General features: G+C 73.3%; 12 protein-coding genes. 6 read left to right on the top strand and 6 right to left on the bottom strand.

The annotated features are described in order from the left end of the window. Positions 1-34 precede the first annotated feature (34 nt). Positions 35-1,993, bottom strand: a complete 1,959-nt coding sequence (locus ACN6LD_RS35505; RefSeq protein ID WP_445045317.1) for an RICIN domain-containing protein — start codon at positions 1,991-1,993, stop codon at positions 35-37. Positions 1,994-2,211: 218 nt separating this feature from the next. Between ACN6LD_RS35505 and ACN6LD_RS35500 the strand changes: the two genes are divergently transcribed. Then, on the top strand, positions 2,212-3,441 hold the full coding sequence (locus ACN6LD_RS35500) for a glycosyltransferase (RefSeq protein WP_319190203.1): 1,230 nt from the start codon (positions 2,212-2,214) through the stop codon (positions 3,439-3,441). Positions 3,442-3,469: 28 nt separating this feature from the next. Here ACN6LD_RS35500 and ACN6LD_RS35495 read toward each other — a convergent pair whose 3' ends face one another. After that, positions 3,470-4,144, bottom strand: a complete 675-nt coding sequence (locus ACN6LD_RS35495; RefSeq protein ID WP_319190179.1) for a TetR/AcrR family transcriptional regulator — start codon at positions 4,142-4,144, stop codon at positions 3,470-3,472. Between the two features lie 191 nt (positions 4,145-4,335). Here ACN6LD_RS35495 and ACN6LD_RS35490 point away from each other — a divergent pair, with 191 nt between their 5' ends. Continuing rightward, positions 4,336-5,598 (top strand): YncE family protein, encoded by a 1,263-nt coding sequence (locus ACN6LD_RS35490; protein WP_445045316.1) that lies wholly within the window; start codon positions 4,336-4,338, stop codon positions 5,596-5,598. A gap of 71 nt (positions 5,599-5,669) precedes the next feature. Here the strand turns inward: ACN6LD_RS35490 and ACN6LD_RS35485 are convergent, their stop codons facing one another. Beyond that, positions 5,670-7,541: an endoglycosylceramidase gene (locus ACN6LD_RS35485; protein ID WP_445045315.1), complete on the bottom strand. Its 1,872-nt coding sequence runs from the start codon at positions 7,539-7,541 to the stop codon at positions 5,670-5,672. 247 nt (positions 7,542-7,788) lie between these two features. Here ACN6LD_RS35485 and ACN6LD_RS35480 point away from each other — a divergent pair, with 247 nt between their 5' ends. Further along, on the top strand, positions 7,789-8,913 hold the full coding sequence (locus tag ACN6LD_RS35480) for an XdhC family protein (RefSeq protein ID WP_319190186.1): 1,125 nt from the start codon (positions 7,789-7,791) through the stop codon (positions 8,911-8,913). A 257-nt stretch (positions 8,914-9,170) separates the two neighbouring features. Here ACN6LD_RS35480 and ACN6LD_RS35475 read toward each other — a convergent pair whose 3' ends face one another. Next, positions 9,171-9,671: a metallophosphoesterase family protein gene (locus ACN6LD_RS35475; RefSeq protein ID WP_319190187.1), complete on the bottom strand. Its 501-nt coding sequence runs from the start codon at positions 9,669-9,671 to the stop codon at positions 9,171-9,173. Between the two features lie 129 nt (positions 9,672-9,800). Between ACN6LD_RS35475 and ACN6LD_RS35470 the strand changes: the two genes are divergently transcribed. Then, entirely contained in the window at positions 9,801-11,777 is a 1,977-nt protein-coding gene (locus tag ACN6LD_RS35470; RefSeq protein WP_445045314.1) for a glycosyltransferase family 2 protein, read from the top strand. A 423-nt stretch (positions 11,778-12,200) separates the two neighbouring features. Here the strand turns inward: ACN6LD_RS35470 and ACN6LD_RS35465 are convergent, their stop codons facing one another. Together ACN6LD_RS35465 and ACN6LD_RS35460 are read right to left on the bottom strand one after the other, a co-directional pair. After that, positions 12,201-12,569, bottom strand: coding sequence for a DUF6479 family protein (locus ACN6LD_RS35465; protein ID WP_319190192.1), 369 nt, complete (start codon positions 12,567-12,569; stop codon positions 12,201-12,203). Positions 12,570-12,621: 52 nt separating this feature from the next. After that, positions 12,622-15,066, bottom strand: coding sequence for a SpoIIE family protein phosphatase (locus tag ACN6LD_RS35460; protein ID WP_445045313.1), 2,445 nt, complete (start codon positions 15,064-15,066; stop codon positions 12,622-12,624). Positions 15,067-15,284: 218 nt separating this feature from the next. Here ACN6LD_RS35460 and lanKC point away from each other — a divergent pair, with 218 nt between their 5' ends. Together lanKC and ACN6LD_RS35450 are read left to right on the top strand one after the other, a co-directional pair. Beyond that, positions 15,285-17,945, top strand: a complete 2,661-nt coding sequence (gene lanKC / locus ACN6LD_RS35455) for a class III lanthionine synthetase LanKC (protein ID WP_445045312.1) — start codon at positions 15,285-15,287, stop codon at positions 17,943-17,945. Between the two features lie 82 nt (positions 17,946-18,027). Further along, the gene (locus tag ACN6LD_RS35450; protein ID WP_054233519.1) at positions 18,028-18,144 is read left to right on the top strand and encodes a SapB/AmfS family lanthipeptide; all 117 of its coding nucleotides are present in this window, start codon (positions 18,028-18,030) and stop codon (positions 18,142-18,144) included. Positions 18,145-18,152: the final 8 nt, after the last annotated feature.

Here is an 18,152-nt window from a genome sequence, read left to right as displayed (position 1 = left end):
CCTGACGCGACGTCAGGCCGCCTCACCCGTCAGGTCAGTTCAAGGTCCACTTCTGGTTGTCGGCGCTTCCGCACGACCACAGCACGATCGGGGTGCGGTTGGCCGTGGCCGCCCCGTACGCGTCGAGGCACAGGCCCGCGTTGACGTTGGTGATCGTGCCGTCGCTGTTGACGTTCCACTTCTGGTTGCTCTGGCCGGTGCAGTCCCAGATCACGACCTTGGTGCCGTTGGCGGTGCCGTGGTCGTAGGCGTCCAGGCACTTGTTGCCGTACACCACGAGTTCCTTGCGGGCCGTGTACGTCCATGCCTGGTTGGAGCCGCCGTTGCAGTCCCAGAGCTCCGCCTGCGTGCCGTTGGCGATGGTGGAGTCGAACATGTCCAGGCAGCGGCCGGACTGCTTGCCGACGACGAGGCTGCCGTCCGCGCCGGGCAGGGGCCTGACCGTGATGTCCGCGAGGGTCGGGGCGCCCGTGAAGGCGAGCGTGTTGGCGGAGCCCTTCGACAGGGCGACCTGAAGGGTGATCGTGCCCTGAGTGGAGCCCGTCGGCGGGAAGGAGACGGTCGTCGTGGTCTGGCCGTTGACCTTGAGGGTCGCGGTGCGGGCGGTCGAGGCGGTGTTGGTGTAGGCGACGTCGACGACCTTCAGACCGGTGCTGCCGGCGGCCACGCCGGAGAAGGCCGACGTGCCGGTGTACGTGCTGCCCGCCGCCTCGGTGCCGCCGCTGACGGTGAGCATGACCGAGCCGCCCGCGGGGACGTTCGCCGTGTAGCCGGTGGCGAAGGCGCCGAGGTCGGCGCGGGCCCACGGGTCGCGCACGGTCGCGGACGCGCCGGTGAGGCCCAGGTCGGCCCAGCGGGCGGTGATGTTCGCGGCGGCGGAGGTCCGGTTGAGCAGGACGACGGCGCGCTTGCCGCTGCCTGCGAGGACCTTGCCGTACACCTGCAGCCCGCTGCCGTCCTCGGCGACCTTGACGCCCTGCAGGCCCCGCGCGTCCTGGTCGACGGCGACGACCTCGGGGTTCTTGAGGATGTTCGCCGTCTCCGTCGTCATCGTGGCCAGGTTGTTGCCGGCGAGGAGCGGCGCGCCGGACACGGCCCACAGGTTCATGTGGGTGCGGTTCTGCGCGGCGGTGAAGCCGTCCATGCCGACCATCAGCATGTCGGCGTCGTTGTAGTAGCCGGTGTGCTGGGCCGTGGGATGCACGTTGCGGTCGTAGTTGGTCAGCAGGTTGGTCATGGACGGCTTGTTGCCGAACAGGATGATGTCGTCGTTGGTCCGCCACATCGCCCCTTGGCCCGGCGCCCAGTTCCACGGGTTCTGCCGGCCCCAGTTGCACAGCGACAGGGTCATCGGGCGGCCGGTCGTCGCCGTGGCCGTCGTGATCGCGTTGCTGATGGCCTGGAACGTCGTCTTCGCGTCGAGGCCCTCCTTGTCGCCGCCGCACCAGTCGACCTTCACGAAGTCGAAGCCCCACCGGGAGAACTGGAGCATGTCCTGGTCGTAGTGGCCCTCGCTGCCGCTGCCCGGGGCGGCGGGGCGGCCGGTCGGGAAGTAGTAGCCGCAGCCGTCCTTGCCGGCGTCGGTGTAGATGCCGGCCTTGAGGCCCTTGCCGTGGATGTAGTCGGCGATGGCCTTCATGCCGCCGGGCCACTCCGACTCGTCCACGGTGATGTTGCCCGCGCTGTCACGCGTGCCCTGCCACCAGCCCTCGTCGATGTTGATGTACTGGTATCCGGCCGCCGGCAGGCCCGCGGCGACGAACGCGTCGACCTGCTGCTTGATGACGTTGTAGTCGATCTTGGCCGCGAAGCTGTTCCAGGAGGCCCAGCCCATCGGGGCGGCCGGCACGGCGATCTGGCGCGAGGTCGCGGCCCGGGCCGTGCCGGGCTGGGCGAACACCAGGGCGGCGGCGACCGTCAGCAGCAGGGCGAGCACCCGTGCGGCGGCGGATCTCCAGTGCCGGGCGAGGTGCGCGGGGGGTGGGGGAAACATACGGCGGCTCCAGCTTCGGGATGGCACACTTCGATATATCGAACAGGGGTCGGCAAACCGAACGTATTGCGCGCCGAAAGTAGAACCGCCGATGAGCGAAGTCAACGGCTGCGACAGAAGTATTGTGACCGCTCTCAAAATGCAACCGGACGCGGGTGCGCGGTCCTTCACCCACGGCGCCGCCCGCCGCCATACTGTCCCTCGTGCGAGTGGCGATCATGACGGCGGGTTCCCGGGGTGACGTGGCCCCCTTCACGGGGGTGGGTCACGCGCTCGTCCGGGCGGGACACCAGGTCACCCTGGTCACCCACGCACGGTTCGCACCGCTGGTGGCGGGCTCGGACGTCGGCTTCCACGCGCTGCCCCTGGACCCGCGGGCCGAGCTGGAGTCCGAGCGGGGCCGCGGCCTGCATCGCAGCGCCACCGGCCCCGGCAAGCTGCTGCGGGTGACCCGGATGGCACGGACGCTGGTCGGGCAGATCGCGGACGATCTGCTGGCCGCCGCCCGGGAGGCCGACGCGCTGCTGCTCTCGGCGTCGGTCGCGCCCCTGGGCCACACGATCGCCGAAGGGCTGTCCCTGCCGAGCCTCGGGCTCTACCTCCAGCCCGTCGCCCCCACCCGCGAGTTCGCCCCGCCGATGCTGGGCGGCGGCTCCTGGGGAGCGGCCGGCAACCGACTCGCCGGGCACGGCGTCGAGGCGGCCGTCGAACAGATCTTCACCCCGGTGCTGCCGGCGGTGCGGACCCGGCTGGGGCTGCCCGCCGTCCGCCGCGGCGTCACCGCCCGGCGAAAGCGGCGGCGGCACGGCTGGCCGGTCCTGCACGGTTTCAGTCCGCTGGTGGTGCCGCGCCCCCGGGACTGGCGCGCGGAGCTGGACGTCGCCGGTTACTGGTGGCCCCACGACAGCGACACCCGGCTGCCGCCCCGTCTGCGGGAGTTCCTGGACGCGGGGCCGCCGCCGGTCTTCGTCGGGTTGGGCAGCGCGACGGTGCCCGACCCCCGGCGGCTCGGCGTCGAGATCGTCACGGCGTTGCGGCGGGCGGGGCTGCGCGGGGTGATCCAGCGCGGCTGGGCGGGCCTCACGGCCGACGGCGACGACATGGTGACGGTCGACGAGGCGCCGCACTCGCTGCTCTTCCCCCGGATGGCCGCGGTCGTCCATCACTGCGGCGCGGGCACGACGGCGGCCGGCGTACGGGCCGGCGTCCCGGCCGTGCCGGTGCCGATCCAGTTCGACGAGGCCTTCTGGGCCGAACGGCTCGTCAGGCTGGGGGTGGCCCCGGGCACGGTCCCATTGCGCCGGCTGACCGCCGACACGCTCACGGCGGCCCTGGCCCGGGTCGCCCGCGACCCCGGATACGCCCGCCGGGCGGCGCAGTTGGGGGCCCGGGTGCGCGGCGAGGACGGCGTGGGGCGGGTGGTGGAGGCGGTGACCCGGCTGGGCTGAGCACGTCCGGCCGGACCGGGGACACCTGCTACCGCTCGCCCTGCGGAGCGCCGGGCTCCCATTCCGCCGGCCTCAGTATGGCCAGCAGCTGGCGCACCAGTTCGTCGACCACCTCGTCCAGGCTCGCGTCCACCCAGCCGGCGCTCCAGTCGTGCAGGAGGCCGTTGACGCTGCCGATGAAGGCCGTGGCCGCGAGGCGGTAGTCGCGCGGGGCGCCCTCGCCGCGTACGGCGGCCGCCGTCGCCTCGGCGCAGATCAGGTCGATCCAGCGGGCCCGGCGGGCCAGACGCTGCTCGTCCAGCCGGGGGCTGACTCCGACGATCTCGACGAAGGTGATCCGGATGCGGCAGGGGTCGGAGGTGACGTTGGCGGCGTAGGCGCGGAAGATCGCGGTGGCGCGCTCGGCGAGCGGCTTGCCCTCGGCGGCGACGGCGGCGGCCACCACCGCCTCCTCGGCCCAGGCGTTCACCTGGAGGTGCAGCTCCGCCAGGACGTCCTCGAGGGTGCGGAACTCCTCGTAGAACTGGCGGGTCGACAGGCCGGCCGCCTCGCTGAGCGAGGCGACGGTGGTGCCCCGGTAGCCGGGCGCACCCCCGAACGACCGCAGCGCCGCGTCCAGGAACCTGCCGCGTCGCTCGGCCTGTCGCTGCTCGGCGGACTTGCCGCCGTAGCGGCCGGTCGGCGCCCTGAGTCTGCCCGCCATGACCCTCCCTCGTCGCTCGGTGTTCCTCCACTGCCAATTTTGTCGTGTACGAGTCTTGTGGCGAAGGGCACCCCTTCCTTACTTTCCAGTAAGCACATTCTGAACGGGCCCGTGTTCAGATTCCGGCGGGCTTTCCCCCCGCCTTCACACCCCTGCCCCTGACCTTCCGTCCCCCAGAGGAGAGAGCAGTCATGGCTGCCTTCAGATCCAGGCACCTTTGCTCCATCGCCGCCGCCGTTGCCCTGACCGTCACCGCTCCAGCCGCCGTCGCGTCCGCCGCCGCGGACTCCTCCACCGCCGCCGCACTGCGCGAGGTGCTCTTCGTCGGCAACAACTGGGAGGGCACCGCGGACGTCATCAAGTCGAGCGGCGACTTCGCGAAGGTCGGCCGGATCAACGTGATCCCCGACAAGGACGCCCGGATGGCGGAGATCAACGGCGACCTGATCAAGTGGATCTACTTCATGGCCATCCGCAACGGCGTCGGTGAAGGGCACGACCAGTTCGTCGACGACATGTACACCACGCCGGACGGCGCGTCGGTGGTCGTCTCCCGGCCGAGCTTCGCCGACGTCGTCTCCATCGACCTGGCCACCGGGAAGATCAACTGGCGGTTCCCGGTATCCGGTTACCGCTCCGACCACATGGCCGTCTCCCCCGACGGCAAGCGGGTCGCGGTCTCCGCGTCGATCTCGAACACCGTGCACGTCCTGGACATCGTCACCGGCAAGCAGGTGGGGTCGTTCAAGACCGGCGACAAGCCGCACGAGAACATCTTCACCAAGGACGGCAAGTACATCTACAACATGGCCATCGGTGACGTGAACACGTCCCAGGACGCCCCCTGGCAGGACTTCACGAAGGGCGACCGGCGCATCACGGTCGTCGACGCGAACACGTACCAGCAGGTCAAGATCATCGACATGCGGCAGCGGCTGGACGCGATCGGTCTCAAGGACTTCTCGGACGCCGTGCGCCCCGCGGTCTTCTCGCCGGACGAGTCCAAGCTGTACTTCCAGGTGTCGTTCTTCAACGGCTTCTTCGAGTACGACCTCGCCACGGACAAGATCACCCGGACGAAGACCCTGCCGAAGAACCCCGCGACGAGCGACGACCGCACCACGTACGTCAACGACTCGCGCCACCACGGGCTGTCGATGAGCCCGGACGGCAGCAAGCTGTGCGTGGCGGGCACCATGGACGACTACGCGACGGTCGTCAACCGCGCCACCCTCGAGGAGGGCCCGCTGGTCACCGCCTCCAAGCCCTACTGGGCCACGGTCAGCGGCGACGGCAAGGACTGCGTCATCTCCGAGAGCGGCTCCGACCAGGTGACCGCGATCTCCTTCGCCACCGGACAGAAGGTCGTGTCGGTTCCCGTGGGCGACCATCCGCAGCGGGTCCGGCTCGGCCATGTGGCGGCGGACTGGACCGGCACCGGATCCGGCAGCTGACGGCGGCCCTTTCGGCGCCGAAGGGGTGGGCAGCGGTGACCGCCGCCCACCCCTTCGTCGTGCCGGTGCGGCTACCCGACCTTCTGGGCCACCCACGCCGACAGTTCGGTGCGGGCCGCGGCCAGCTGGGCCGCGGTCGGCGCGCTCGCGCCGTTGGTGACCAGCGCGTAGTGCACCGCGCCCGAGTCGGACGTGCTGAGCAGCAGGCGCCGGCTGCCCGTGCCGCCCGGTTCGACGGCCGCCGCGATCTTCGTGGTGGCCGTGTAGGCGGGGGGCGCGTACACGGCGCCGAGGTCGGAGACGACGGTGGTCGTGGCGGTCGGGAAGGAGGCGGGCAGATGCAGTTCGGTGGGCGCCGCGCCGCCGGCCGAGCGCCACACGAGCAGTGCGTACTGGCCGGAGCCGACGAGCTGCTTCGTGGTGGGCAGGGAGCCGGGGACCGGGTTCCAGGTGAGGGTGGTGGAGCCGTCGCGGGAGCGGTCCTCATAGGTGAAGGCGACGGTCGTGCCGGAGGTGGCGCTCGGGTAGACCCGGTCGAGGAGTCGCGCGTCCTGACGGAGCGCGGCGTTGCCGGAGTCGTCGAGGCGCACGGCCGACAGGTCCTCGTCGTTCCAGGCGTCGCCGCCGGTGAGCACCTTGCCGGGGTTGCCGTTCATCAGCTCGTGATGGCGCCCCCAGTAGATGTCCCACTGCCACTGGTTGCCGGAGAGGACCGGGCCGGAGACGGCCGGGGTCGTCCACCAACCGGCGCCCTTCACCCGGGAGTCGAGCGCCTGGTACATGGCCTTGAGGACGGTCGGCGCCTTGTCGGAGACGTTGCCGGCCAGCGGATGGCCGAACTCGCTGACGACGGCCGTGGTTCCGGTCGCCGCGGCCCGGTCGCGGACGGTGCCGAAGTCGGTGGCGTACTGGCCGTCCGCCGCCTTGCCCCACATCAGGATCCCGGAGATGGCCTTCTGGTCGTAGAAGTGGGTGTTGAAGACATAGCGGGAGCCCAGCGCGCCCACGTCGAGGAGCCCGCCCTCCTGCCGCTGGGAGTCGATGTTGCCGTTCCAGAACATGTTCGGCTCGACGAAGGCGGGCTTGTCCTGCCAGCCGGCCGCGTCCATCCGGGCCCGGAACTTCACATAGAAGGGCCACAGGAGGTCGCGTTCCCAGGTGCGGCTGGTCTGACCGGAGTCGTAGGTCCCGGCGTAGGGCTCGTTGTAGGGGTCGAAGCCGACTACGCCGGCGAACTCCTCGGCGCTCAGGTGCTGTCTGACGTACGCCATGGCCTGCTCTGCGGTGGCGAGGAAGTTGTCCTGGACGCCGTGGGCGTTGTGCCAGAAGTCGTACTGGGCGGCCTTCACCGCCCCGTTCTGGGTGATGTTCTGGCCCCAGAAGAAGCAGATGCCGCAGGACTCGGCGGGGTAACCGCCGAGGTCCACCGCCCACTTGGGGGCGCCGTCGCCGGTGTACCAGCTGCCCTGGTTGAACAGGTGGCGGGAGTAGAGGTCCTGGTGGAAGTCGGGGTAGACGCGCACGCCGGCGTCGAGGAAGGCGCGCATCTGCTCGGTGGCGGCGGCGAGGTAACCGGTGTCGACCTGGCCGCGCACGGGCTCAGCGTAGGCCCAGGAGAGCAGGAAGCGGACGGAGTTGCCACCGCCGAGGGCGCGCAGCGCGGTCGCCGACTTCCTGGCGTCGGCGACCGAGGCGAAGGGCAGGCCCTTGTTCTCGTCGAGTTTGGTCTCGCCGGAGACGTTGTATCCGCGCAGCACGACCTCGCGGCCGTTGCCGTCGACGAAACGGCCGTTGGACACGGTGAGCGCCGTGCCGTCGAAGGGGAGCGAGCCGGGGAGCGTGGCGTCCGCGGCGGCGGGCGAGGCGCCCGCCGCCGTCAGGAAGCCGCAGAGTCCGCAGAGGACCACCAGAACAGCGAGCAGACGTGCCCGGATATTCGGCATGTCCACTACAGTCCGGCGATTTCCGTACACCGTCAATACCTTCTGACCCTCGAGTAAGTTCCTGTACAGGCAGCCCAGTTGGCCACCGCGCTGGTCATGTGCACCAGGTATTCCTGGGGGTTCGACGGTTTGCCGTCCGTGCGGAGGCGATCGGGGGTGCGCGCCGGGCGGGACCGCCGCGGGACGTCACCCCCTGCGGTCGGCCGGCGGAACGGCGGACCGGGCGGCGACGGCTTACCGTGCAATCGTGCGTGAGATTCTCCCGGTGCTGAACGGGTGGTACGAGGCCGGTGCGCCGTTCGGGCTCGCCACCGTGGTCGCCGTCCGCGGCAGCGCTCCGCGCGCTCCGGGCGCCGCCATGGCGGTGGGCCCCGGCGGCGAGGTCGTCGGCAGTGTGTCCGGAGGCTGCGTGGAGGGCGCGGTGTTCGAACTGGCCCAGGAGGTCCTGGCGGACGGGACGGCCCGGCCGGCGACCTTCGGATACAGCGACGACGACGCCTTCGCCGTCGGGCTGACCTGCGGCGGCGAGCTCACCCTGTTGGTGCGTGCGGTGACGCCGGACCTCGACCCCTCGTTCGGGGCGGTCGCCCGGTCGGTCGCGGCGGGCGAGCCGGTGATCGTGGCCACGGTCACCGAGGGCCTCTCGCCCCCCGGGGCCGTGCTCGCCGTCTGGCCGGAGCGGACCGCCGGCACGCTGGGCTCCGGCGGCCTGGACGCGGCCGTCACCGCGGACGCGCGCGGAGGACTGGCGCTGGGCGCCACCGGACTGCGGCACTACGGACCGCACGGCCGGCGGCGGGAGGACGCCGTGTCGGTGTTCCTGCAGTCCTTCGCCCCGCCGCCGCGCATGCTGGTGTTCGGCGCGATCGACTACGCGGCCGCCGTGGCCCGCATCGGCGACTTCCTCGGCTACCGGGTCACCGTCTGCGACGCCCGCCCCGCCTTCGCCACGCCGGCACGCTTCCCGGCGGGCGTAGAAGTGGTGGTGGACTGGCCGCACCGGTACCTCGGCGGCACGCGGACCGACGGGCGCACGGTGATCTGCGTGCTGACCCACGACCCGAAGTTCGACGTGCCGCTGCTGGCGGCGGCCCTGCGCGGGCCGGCAGCCTACGTCGGGGCGATGGGAAGCCGCCGCACCCACGACGAACGCCGTGCGCTTCTGCTGGAGGCCGGGGTGACCGACGCCGAGCTGTCCCGGCTGCGCTCGCCGGTGGGGCTGGACCTGGGAGCCCGTACACCGGAGGAGGTCGCCGTGTCGGTGGCGGCCGAGATCGTCGCGCTGCGGTGGGGCGGCAGCGGCGCCCCGCTGACGGCGACGACCGGGCCCGTCCACCCTCCGGAGGGCGGCCAGTCACCTCCCGCCCGGTAGTCCGCGGCGACGAAGCGTCCCGCGCCGCCGCGACGACCCGTCCCGGGATTCACCGGCCCGGCGGTGTGTAGGGAGGCCCGCGACGGGGTACGCGCCCACAACGGACACGCATGCATGTCCCTTCGTTGCCCCACGGTGGAAGGAGGCCCGTTGACGCCACACACACTCGCAAGTTCCGGGCCGCCTCCGACCGCATCGGCCGGAAGCGGCCCGGTTCGTCCGCCACGCCCCCGCACCCCCTGCGGGCACGCGAGGGCTCAGCGCGGCGGCAGCCGGTGCAGGACGACGTCCGTGAGCCGGCCGCCGGCCGCGGTGGCCGTCAGGTAGGTGCAGTGCGGCTGCCGGCGCCGGTCGGTCGGGGAGCCCGGATTGAGCAGGCGCAGTCCGCCGGGGGCCGTGGTGTCCCAGGGGATGTGGCTGTGCCCGAAGACCAGGACGTCCAGGTCGGGGAAGCGGGCCGCGCAGCGGGCCTCCCGGCCCTGGGCCGGCCCCGTCTCGTGGATCACCCCGAACCGCAGTCCGCCCAGTTCGGCGCGGGCGACCTCGGGCAGCCGGGCGCGCAGCTCGGGCCCGTCGTTGTTGCCGTACACGGCGAGCAGCCGACGGCTGCGGCTCTCCAGCAGGTCGAGCGTGGCCGCGTCGACCCAGTCCCCCGCGTGGACGACGAGGTCCGCGTCCGGGATCTCGTCGAGCAGCGGGGCGGGAAGCGCCCTGGCGCGCTTGGGCAGGTGGGTGTCGGACATCAGCAGGAGGCGCACCGCGCCAGACTACAAAATCCGGATCAGGACGAACCAGGACAGGTGGGGCGTCGGCCGCGGGGTTAGCATCGGGCTGCACGCACCCGCCGTCCGCACGGCAGGCGATCCGACGAGGGGGCCAGGAGCCCGATGCCGGTCAAGGTCAGCGTCATCGTCCCGGTCTACAACCCCGGCCGTTACATCGAGGACTGCATCGCCTCGCTGCTCGGGCAGTCGCTCCCGCCCGACGCCTACGAGATCGTCTTCGTCGACGACGGCTGCACCGACGGCACCCCTGCGCTCCTCGACGCGCTGGCCGCGCAGGACCCCCGGGTCCGCGTCATACACCAGGAGAACTCCGGCTGGCCCGGCAAGCCGCGCAACGTCGGCATCGACGCCGCACGCGGCGAGTACGTGATGTTCGTGGACGCCGACGACCACCTCGGCGCGGCGGCCCTGGAGCGGATGTACGACTACGGCGTCGCGAACGACGCGGACGTCGTCGTCGGCAAGATGGCCGGCCGAGGACGCGCAGTGCCGGTCGAGCTGTTCCGCACCGACCGCCCGCGCGCCACCGTCGAGAACGCGCCGCTCATCGACAGCCTCACCCCGCACAAGATGATCCGCCGGGCCTTCCTCGACCGGATCGGTCTGCGCTTCCCGGAGGGCCGCCGTCGCCTCGAGGACCACGTCTTCGTCACCGAGGCCTATCTGCGCGCGGACAACGTCGCCGTGCTCGGCGACTACGTCTGCTACTACCACGTCCGGCGCGACGACGCCGCGAACGTGAGCCTCCAGCGGTTCGACCCGGTGAGCTACTTCAAGAACCTCCGCGAGGCCCTCGACGTCGTCGAGCGGTACACCGAGCCGGGCGACCTGCGCGACCGGCTGTTCCGGCGCTGGCTGCGGGTGGAGATGGTCGAGCGGCTGCGCGGCCGACGCTTCCTGAACCTGCCCGAGGACTACCGCAGAGAGCTGTTCGAGGAGATCCACGGGGTCGTCGTCGAACGGTTCGGGCCGGGCGTGGCGGCTCTGCTGCAGCCCGCCCAGCGGGTCGTCGCGGCGCTGGCCGCCGACGGGCGTTACGACGACGTCGTCGCGTTCGCGCAGTGGGAGGCCGGCGTCGGGCTCGCCGTCGAACCGCAGGGCGTCGAGTGGCGGGGCGGGCTGCTGCGGATCGTCTTCGCGGCGGAGCTGACGCACGACGGCGAGCCGATGACCTTCCCCGCCGGCGGGGAGCGTCCGCAGTGGCCGCCGCGGGACGTCGCCGAGGCGGTGCGCTGGCTCGGCCTGGACACCGCGGAACGCTTCGACCGTGCCTCGCCCGACCTGCTGCTGCGGGAGCGCGGCGGATCGGCGCAGTACTTCCAGCCGGTGCGGACGGACAGGGAGCGCAGACCGGCCGGCGCCGGGGACCGGGTGCGTCTGCGGCTGCGCGGCACGGCCGTCGTCGATCCCGCCACCGCGGTCAGCGGCGGCCCGCCCCGCGAAGGCCTGTGGGACGTGTGGGTGAGGGTGGGCCTCGGCGGCTGGACCGAGGAGCTGCGGCTGGGCCCGGCCCCCCGGCACGGCCACGCGGCCCCGCACGCCGCGGTGGTCGCGGGCCGGGTGGTGCTGCCCTACTGGACCGACCGGCACGCCGGGCTCGCGCTGGACGTCGGTCACGCGAGCGAGCGGCTGGGTCTGGGCCGGGTCGCGGCGGGCGATGTCACCCTCGGCGGGGAACGCGGGGAGCGGCTCCATGTGATCCTGCCGCTGCACGTGCCCGAGGACGCCGCGGTGCTGCTGCGGCTGACGGGGGCGAAGGGGAGCTCCCACGAGATCTTCGGGACGCTCGCGCCGGGCGGCCGGCTGGACGCCGTGCTGCCGGTGGGCGATCTGACGGGCCGGACCTGGCTCGCGACGGTGTGCCTGACGCCGGACACGGCGGGGACGCGTTTCCATCCGCTGCCCTTCGCCCTGCACGTCGACCCGGACGGCGTCCTCGTGGTGCCGGCGCCTCAGCCCGGCGGCGTGCGCCGCACCGCCCGCCGGGTACGACGGGTGGTGTACCGGGCGCTCGGCCGCCTCACCGCGGGCGGGGGCGTGACGACGAGACCGTCGCACCGGCATCGGCGACGCCGGTAGAGGCCGACGCGGGCCACCGGTGACGCCTGCCTTGGGTCACCGGTCGGCGCCTGCGTGGATCAGGGGGTAGCCGCGAGCGGCGATCCGGGTCCTCCGCGGGGGCGGCCGGGTCGTGGGTCAGGCGGGCGCGAGAGCCGGTCGGGCCTGCGCAGGGGCAGATCCAGGCGATGGCGAGAGCCGGTCGGGCCTGTGCAAAGGACGACGGTCAGTCGTCGCCCCTGACGATGTTCCCTTCCGGTCCGGTCTGCGTCCCGGGTGCGGCCACCGCCGGCAGGCAGGTGCGGGGTGCCGCGGAGCCGCGGCGTGTGCGGCGCGCCCTGGCCCAGCCCGTCTCGGGCCGGCGGACGGCGGGTTTCTCCTCGGGGTGCGAGGTCACGACGGTTTCATCGCCCTTCTGTGTCACGACGCCCCGTCGGGGCGGCTTCAGCGGGCACCCGGGCCTCCGCTGCCGAACGAGCCGCCCGTGCCCTGGTCCCAGCGGGGCCTGCCGCCGTCGGCGCTGTCCCGGCTGCCGGTGGGCCGCAGCTCGTGCGGGGTGAGGCGCTCGCCGTCGGACGCACGGGGCATCTCGTTGGGTTCACGCGAACGGCTCTCGTGGGTCGGGCCCGACGCGGGCATCCGGGGCTGTTCGTGCGGCTGCGGCGGCGCGGACTCCCGGCGCCGGATCTTGAACCCGAGACGGAAGGCGAAGATCAGCCCGCCGACCAGAACGATCCCGACGGCGATGAACGCCACGGAGGCCAGTGCGGACCTTCCGGATGCCGCGAGGTATGCGGAGGCGAAGGTGTCCATGGGCGGCGGGTACCCTGTCCGCCGCCCGGGACACGTCCGGCCGGCCGGCTGCTCAGCGCTGCAGCAGCAGCTCGCTCCAGACCTGTTTGCCGCCGCTGACCGGCACCGTCCCCCAGCTGTCCGACACGGCCTCCACCAGGAGGATGCCGCGCCCTCCGGTGGCCTCCCAGCCGGGGTCGGTCGGCTGGACCGGCGTGCGGGGCGAGGCGTCGGTGACGGCCACCCGGAGCCGGCGGTCGATGAGGGTGAAGTCGAGGCGGACCGGTCCGTCGGTGTGCACCAGCGCGTTGGTGACGAGCTCGGAGACGACGAGCAGCGCCGCGTCCATGGCGGCGTCGGCGACGCCCCAGCCCCGCAGGCTGCGCCGGGTGAAGCGGCGGGCGTGCCGGGCCGCCTCGGGCACCCGCCACACCGTCCAGCCCTCGCGCCGGGGTTTGACCGCCATGCCGTCGTAGCGCAGCAGGAGCAGCGCGACGTCGTCGCCGCGGTGGGCGCCGCCGAGCAGTGCGTCGGCGACGGGGCCGAGCTGGGCGGGGTCGGCGACGGACAGTCCGTGGGCGAGACGGTCCAGGCCGGTCCCGATGTCGAGGTCGGCGGACTCCACGAGCCCGTCCGTGGTGAGGGCGACGACGGCGCCCGGCGTGAGCCGCAGCGCGGTCATCGGGAACTCGGCCTGCGTCAGGATGCCGAGGGGCGGGCCGCCGTCCGTCTCGGCGACCTCGGCCGAGCCGTCCGGGTGACGCAGGACGGGCGGCGGGTGCCCGGCCCGTACGCACCAGGCGGTGCCGTCCTCCATGTCGACCTCGACGTAGCAGCAGGTCACGAAGAGGTCGGTCTCCAGCTCCATCAGCAGCCGGTTGGCGTGCGAGACCACCACGTCCGGCGGGTGGCCCTCGGCCGCGTAGGCGCGCAGGGCCGTGCGCATCTGGCCCATGAGGGTCGCGGCGGCGGCGCTGTGGCCCTGGACGTCGCCGATGACGAGGGCGACGTGGTGGTCGGGCATCCGGATCACGTCGTACCAGTCGCCGCCGACCTCCAGGCCCGCGGTGGCGGGCAGATAGCGTGCGACCGCGAGCCCGCCGGGAAGGTCGGGCAGCCGGCGCGGGAGCAGCTGGCGCTGGAGCATGCCCACGAGCTCGTGCTCGGCGTCGAAGGCGTGGGCGCGCATCAGGGCCTGCCCGGCGAGCCCGGCCGAGGCGGTGAGCAGGGCGCGCTCGTCGGGGCCGAAGTCGTGCGGCGCGTCCCAGCCGATGAGGCAGGCGCCGGCCATCCGGCCGCCGGCGGACAGCGGCAGCACGGCGAGGCCCCCGGGGCCGACCTCGGCGAGCGCCGGTTCCAGGGCGGTGCCGGCGGGCCAGATCCGGGCCCGGCCCTCGCGCAGCGCGGCGGCGAGCGTGGGCATGGCGCGCACGGGCGCGTCGGGCCACTCGCTGCGCCACTCCAGCTGCCACAGCTCGGGCCACGAGTCGGGTTCGGGCGGGTCGAGGACGGTGACCACGAGCCGCTCGTTCTCCAGCTCGGCGAGGGCGATCCGGTCGGCCCGCAGCGGCTTGCGCAGCGCGGCGACGACCGCCTGGCTGACGTCGCGGACCGTGCCGGCGGTGGCGAGCGCGGCGGCCAGGCGCTGGACGCGGGCGACGTCGGTGATCTCGGCGCGCAGCGTGGAGGCGTCCGCGACGGTGCCCTCAAGCCGCGCGGGGCGGCCGTCGCCGCCGGGCAGCAGACGGCCGTGGAGTCTGAGCCACTTCGGCGGCCCGGCGGGCTGGAGCACCCGGAACTCCAGCTCGCGGTCGCCGATCGACATGTGGTCGGCCTCGACGACGGACATCAGCGCGGGCAGGTCCTCGGGGACGGTGAGCCCGAGCAGGGTCTCCACCCGGCCGTCGAACTCGGCCCGGTCCATCGCGAACAGCTCCAGGATCGCGTCGCCCACCTCGACCCGTCCGGTGTCCATGGCCAGGCTGAAGCCGCCCGCCAGGAGCGCCTCGCCCTCGGCGCGGGCGGTCGGGGCGGGCAGGGCGACGGCGTCGGCGACGAGTTCCAGGCAGGCGCGGTCCTCGGCGTCGAAACCGCCGGGGCGCTCGCTGACGGCGAGCAGACAGCCGCCCGCGCCGTCGCGGACGGGCAGGGCGGCCAGATGGACGTCGCGGGCGGGCATCCGCCGGGCGTCCGCGCACTCGGCGACCTCCCGCGGGTCGAGCCACACCGCCCGCCCGGTGCGGTGGGCGTCGGCGGCCGGCGAGCCGCCGTCGAGGGGATAGCTCTCGCGCAGTCCGTACAGGGTCCTCGGCACGCCCGCCGACTCGGCCAGACAGAGCAGACCGGCCTCCGGCGCGGGCGTGTAGACGGCGGCCAGGGCCGCACCGGCGTAGACGAGCGCCTGTTCGAGGGTGCGGCGCACCCGTTGGGGCGAGACGGGATCGGCGGTGACCGTCTTGAGGGCCGTCTCGACACGCAGAGGTCCCTTTCTGCGCTCCGCGGCACCCTCACTGACCACGTCCGCAATTACAGCGCTTATGCAGCGCGCGCGCAGCCCCTGGAACCGTTTCGCGGCCCCCGTGCGGGGCATCGCGAGGGCCGCACGCCCGGCTGTGCTCGAAACGGATCGAACATGTCTTTACGCATGCGTTCCGCACGGTGTTCTCGTGACAGCGGTGACTGTCCGCGCCCCCGCCCGGCTTGCGAGTCTCATGGCCGGGCCACGAAGGGGGACGCATGGACAAGCGGTACGAGGTGTACGCGCTGGCGGACGCTCACTTCTACGAGACGCCCGACCGGCTCGCCGCCGACGGGGTCGCGGCTCCGCTGTTCGACACGGCGCGCCGGCCGGTCCCGGGGGGCTGGTCCTCGGCGCGTGTCGGCGACTGGCTGACGATGACGCCGCTCGACGCCGACGGGAGCCCGGCGGCGGGCCCGGCCCAGGGCTGGAAGATCCACGTATCGGCCACCCGGCACAACGCGGAGCGGACGGCGGCGATCGTGTGGGACTACTGCGTCGCGCACCGCGTCCCCTTCAAGTTCGTGCCGGGGCCGCACCTGCTGCATCTGCGCAACGCCAAGTACGCCGGCCGCGACACCAGCGGCAAGTTCGTCACCGTGTACCCGCGCGACGAGGAGCAGCTGCACGAGGTCCTGCGGGAGCTGGGCGCGCTGCTGGAAGGCTTCGAAGGGCCGTACATCCTCACCGATCTGCGCTGGCACGACGGGCCGCTGTACGTCCGCTACGGCGCGTTCGCGCGCATGTACGTCGTCGACGACCGCGGCTCGCTCGTGCCGGCGGTGCGCGACGGGTCGGGGACCCTGGTCCCGGACCGGCGGGCGCCCTCCTTCCAGACCCCCGGGTGGGTGACGCTGCCCGCGTTCCTGGAACCGCATCTCGCGGCCCGCAACACGACGACGGTGGGCGATCTGCCCTACCGCATCGACAAGGCGTTGCACTTCTCCAACGGCGGCGGGGTGTACCGGGGCGTCGACACCCGCGACGGGCGCGCGGTGGTCCTGAAGGAGGGCCGGCCGCACGCGGGGCTGGCGTCGGACGGCGCGGACGCGCTATCGCGGCTGGAGCGGGAGAAGGAGGCCCTGGAGGCGCTGGCCGGCACGGGTGCGGCGCCCGAGGTACGGGACTGGTTCACCCTGGGCGACCACCGCTTCCTGGTCATGGACCTGGTGCCGGGCCGGCCGCTCAACTCCTTCTTCGCCGAACGGCATCCGCTGCTCGTCCCCGACCCCGATCCGGCGGCCGTCGCCGCGTACACGGCGTGGGCGGTGCGTGTGCACCGGGCGGTGGAGCGTGCCGTGGAGACGGTCCACGCGCGCGGGATCGTCTTCAACGACCTGCACGTCTTCAACATCATGGTCGCGCCCGACGAGGAGTCGGTGTGCCTGATCGACTTCGAGGCGGCGGCCCCGACGGGGCACAACGGCCGCCAGGTCGTGGCGCACCCCGGATTCTTCGCACCGCCGGACCGCCGGGGCGCCGACGTGGACCGCTATGCGCTGGCCTGTCTGCGGCTCGCCCTGTTCCTGCCCGTCACCACGCTGTTCGTGGTGGACCGGGGGAAGGCCGCCCATCTGGCGGAGGTGATCGCGGAGCAGTTCCCGGACGTCCCGTCGGAGTTCCTGGACGAGGCGGTCGCGGAGATCACCCGCGCCGTCCGGGACGACACGCACGCCGCCCCGGACGGCGCGGGGAACGGGACCCGGACGGCCGGGCGGGTCGGGCGCGCGCCGTCCGCGCCGGCCTTCCGGGTGGAGCCCGGCGACTGGCCGCACAGCCGTGACTCGATGGTCAAGGCGATCCTCGCCTCCGCCACCCCGGACCGCGCCGACCGGCTCTATCCCGGGGACGTCGCCCAGTTCTCCGACGGCGGCGGGCTCGGCCTGGCGCACGGCGCGGCCGGGGTCCTGTACGCGCTGGCGGCGACCGGCGCGGAGCGTCACGAGGAGGGTGAGCGCTGGCTCCTCGACCGCACGGCCCCGCCGCCGACCGGAACCCCGCTCGGGCTGTACGACGGGCTCGCGGGCGTCGCCCATGTGCTGGACCTGCTGGGACACCGCGGGCGGGCGCTGGACCTGATCGACGGCATCCTGCGCGAGCGGTGGCAGAACCTCTCCTCGGACCTGCACGGCGGCCTGGCGGGGCTGGGGCTCGTCCTCGCCGGCCTGGCCCGCCGCACCGGTGAGCCGGAGCTGCGCGAGCGGGCGGCCGAGGCCGCCGACATCCTCGTACGACGGCTCGCCGAACCGGTGCCGGACACGGCGGGGCGGCGTCGGGCCGGGCTGCTGCGGGGTGCGAGCGGGCCCGCACTGTTCCTGCTCCGCCAGTACGAGGAGACCGGCGACCGGGAGCAGCTGGCGGCGGCGGGCGTCGCGCTGCGCCGGGATCTGGCGTGCTGCGCGGAGCGGGAGACAGGCGCGGTCGAGGTCGACGAGGGCTGGCGGACCCTGCCCTATCTGGGGGACGGCAGCGTGGGGGTGGGCATGGTGCTCGACGACCTCGTGGCCCATGTCCCGGACGCCGGAGCGGAGTTGGCGCGGGCCCGGGCCGGCATCCGCACCGCGGCCACCTCCCGCTTCTACGCGCAGCCAGGTCTCTTCCAGGGCCGCGCCGGCATGATCCTGCACCTCGCCCGCACCACCGGACCCGGCGCGACCCGGGCACGGCTCGACGAACAGATCGCCGCGCTGGGCTGGTTCGCGATGCCCTACCAGGGCCAGCTCGCCTTCCCCGGGCACCAGATGATGCGGCTCTCCATGGACCTCGGCACGGGCACCGCGGGCTGTCTGCTCGCCCTGTCCGCCGCCCTCGACGCGGACGGCCCGGGCCCCGGCGCCCACCTGCCGTTCCTTCCGCCGCCGCACCGGCGGCCCTCATGACGCGGCTCCTCGACGCATGACGGAGTCGTGACGCAACCCGTCCCCAGGGGACGCAGCCATCCAACCGACGAAAGGACACCCCATGGCCCTTCTCGACCTGCAGACGATGGAATCCGACGAGCACACCGGCGGCGGCGGCAACAGCACCGTCAGCCTGCTGTCGTGCATCAGCGCGGCGAGCGTCCTGCTCTGTCTCTGACGGGCGTG

The sequence above is a fragment of the Streptomyces sp. SAS_272 genome, from assembly GCF_052543235.1.
This window is presented reverse-complemented; position numbering and strand designations above follow the sequence as displayed.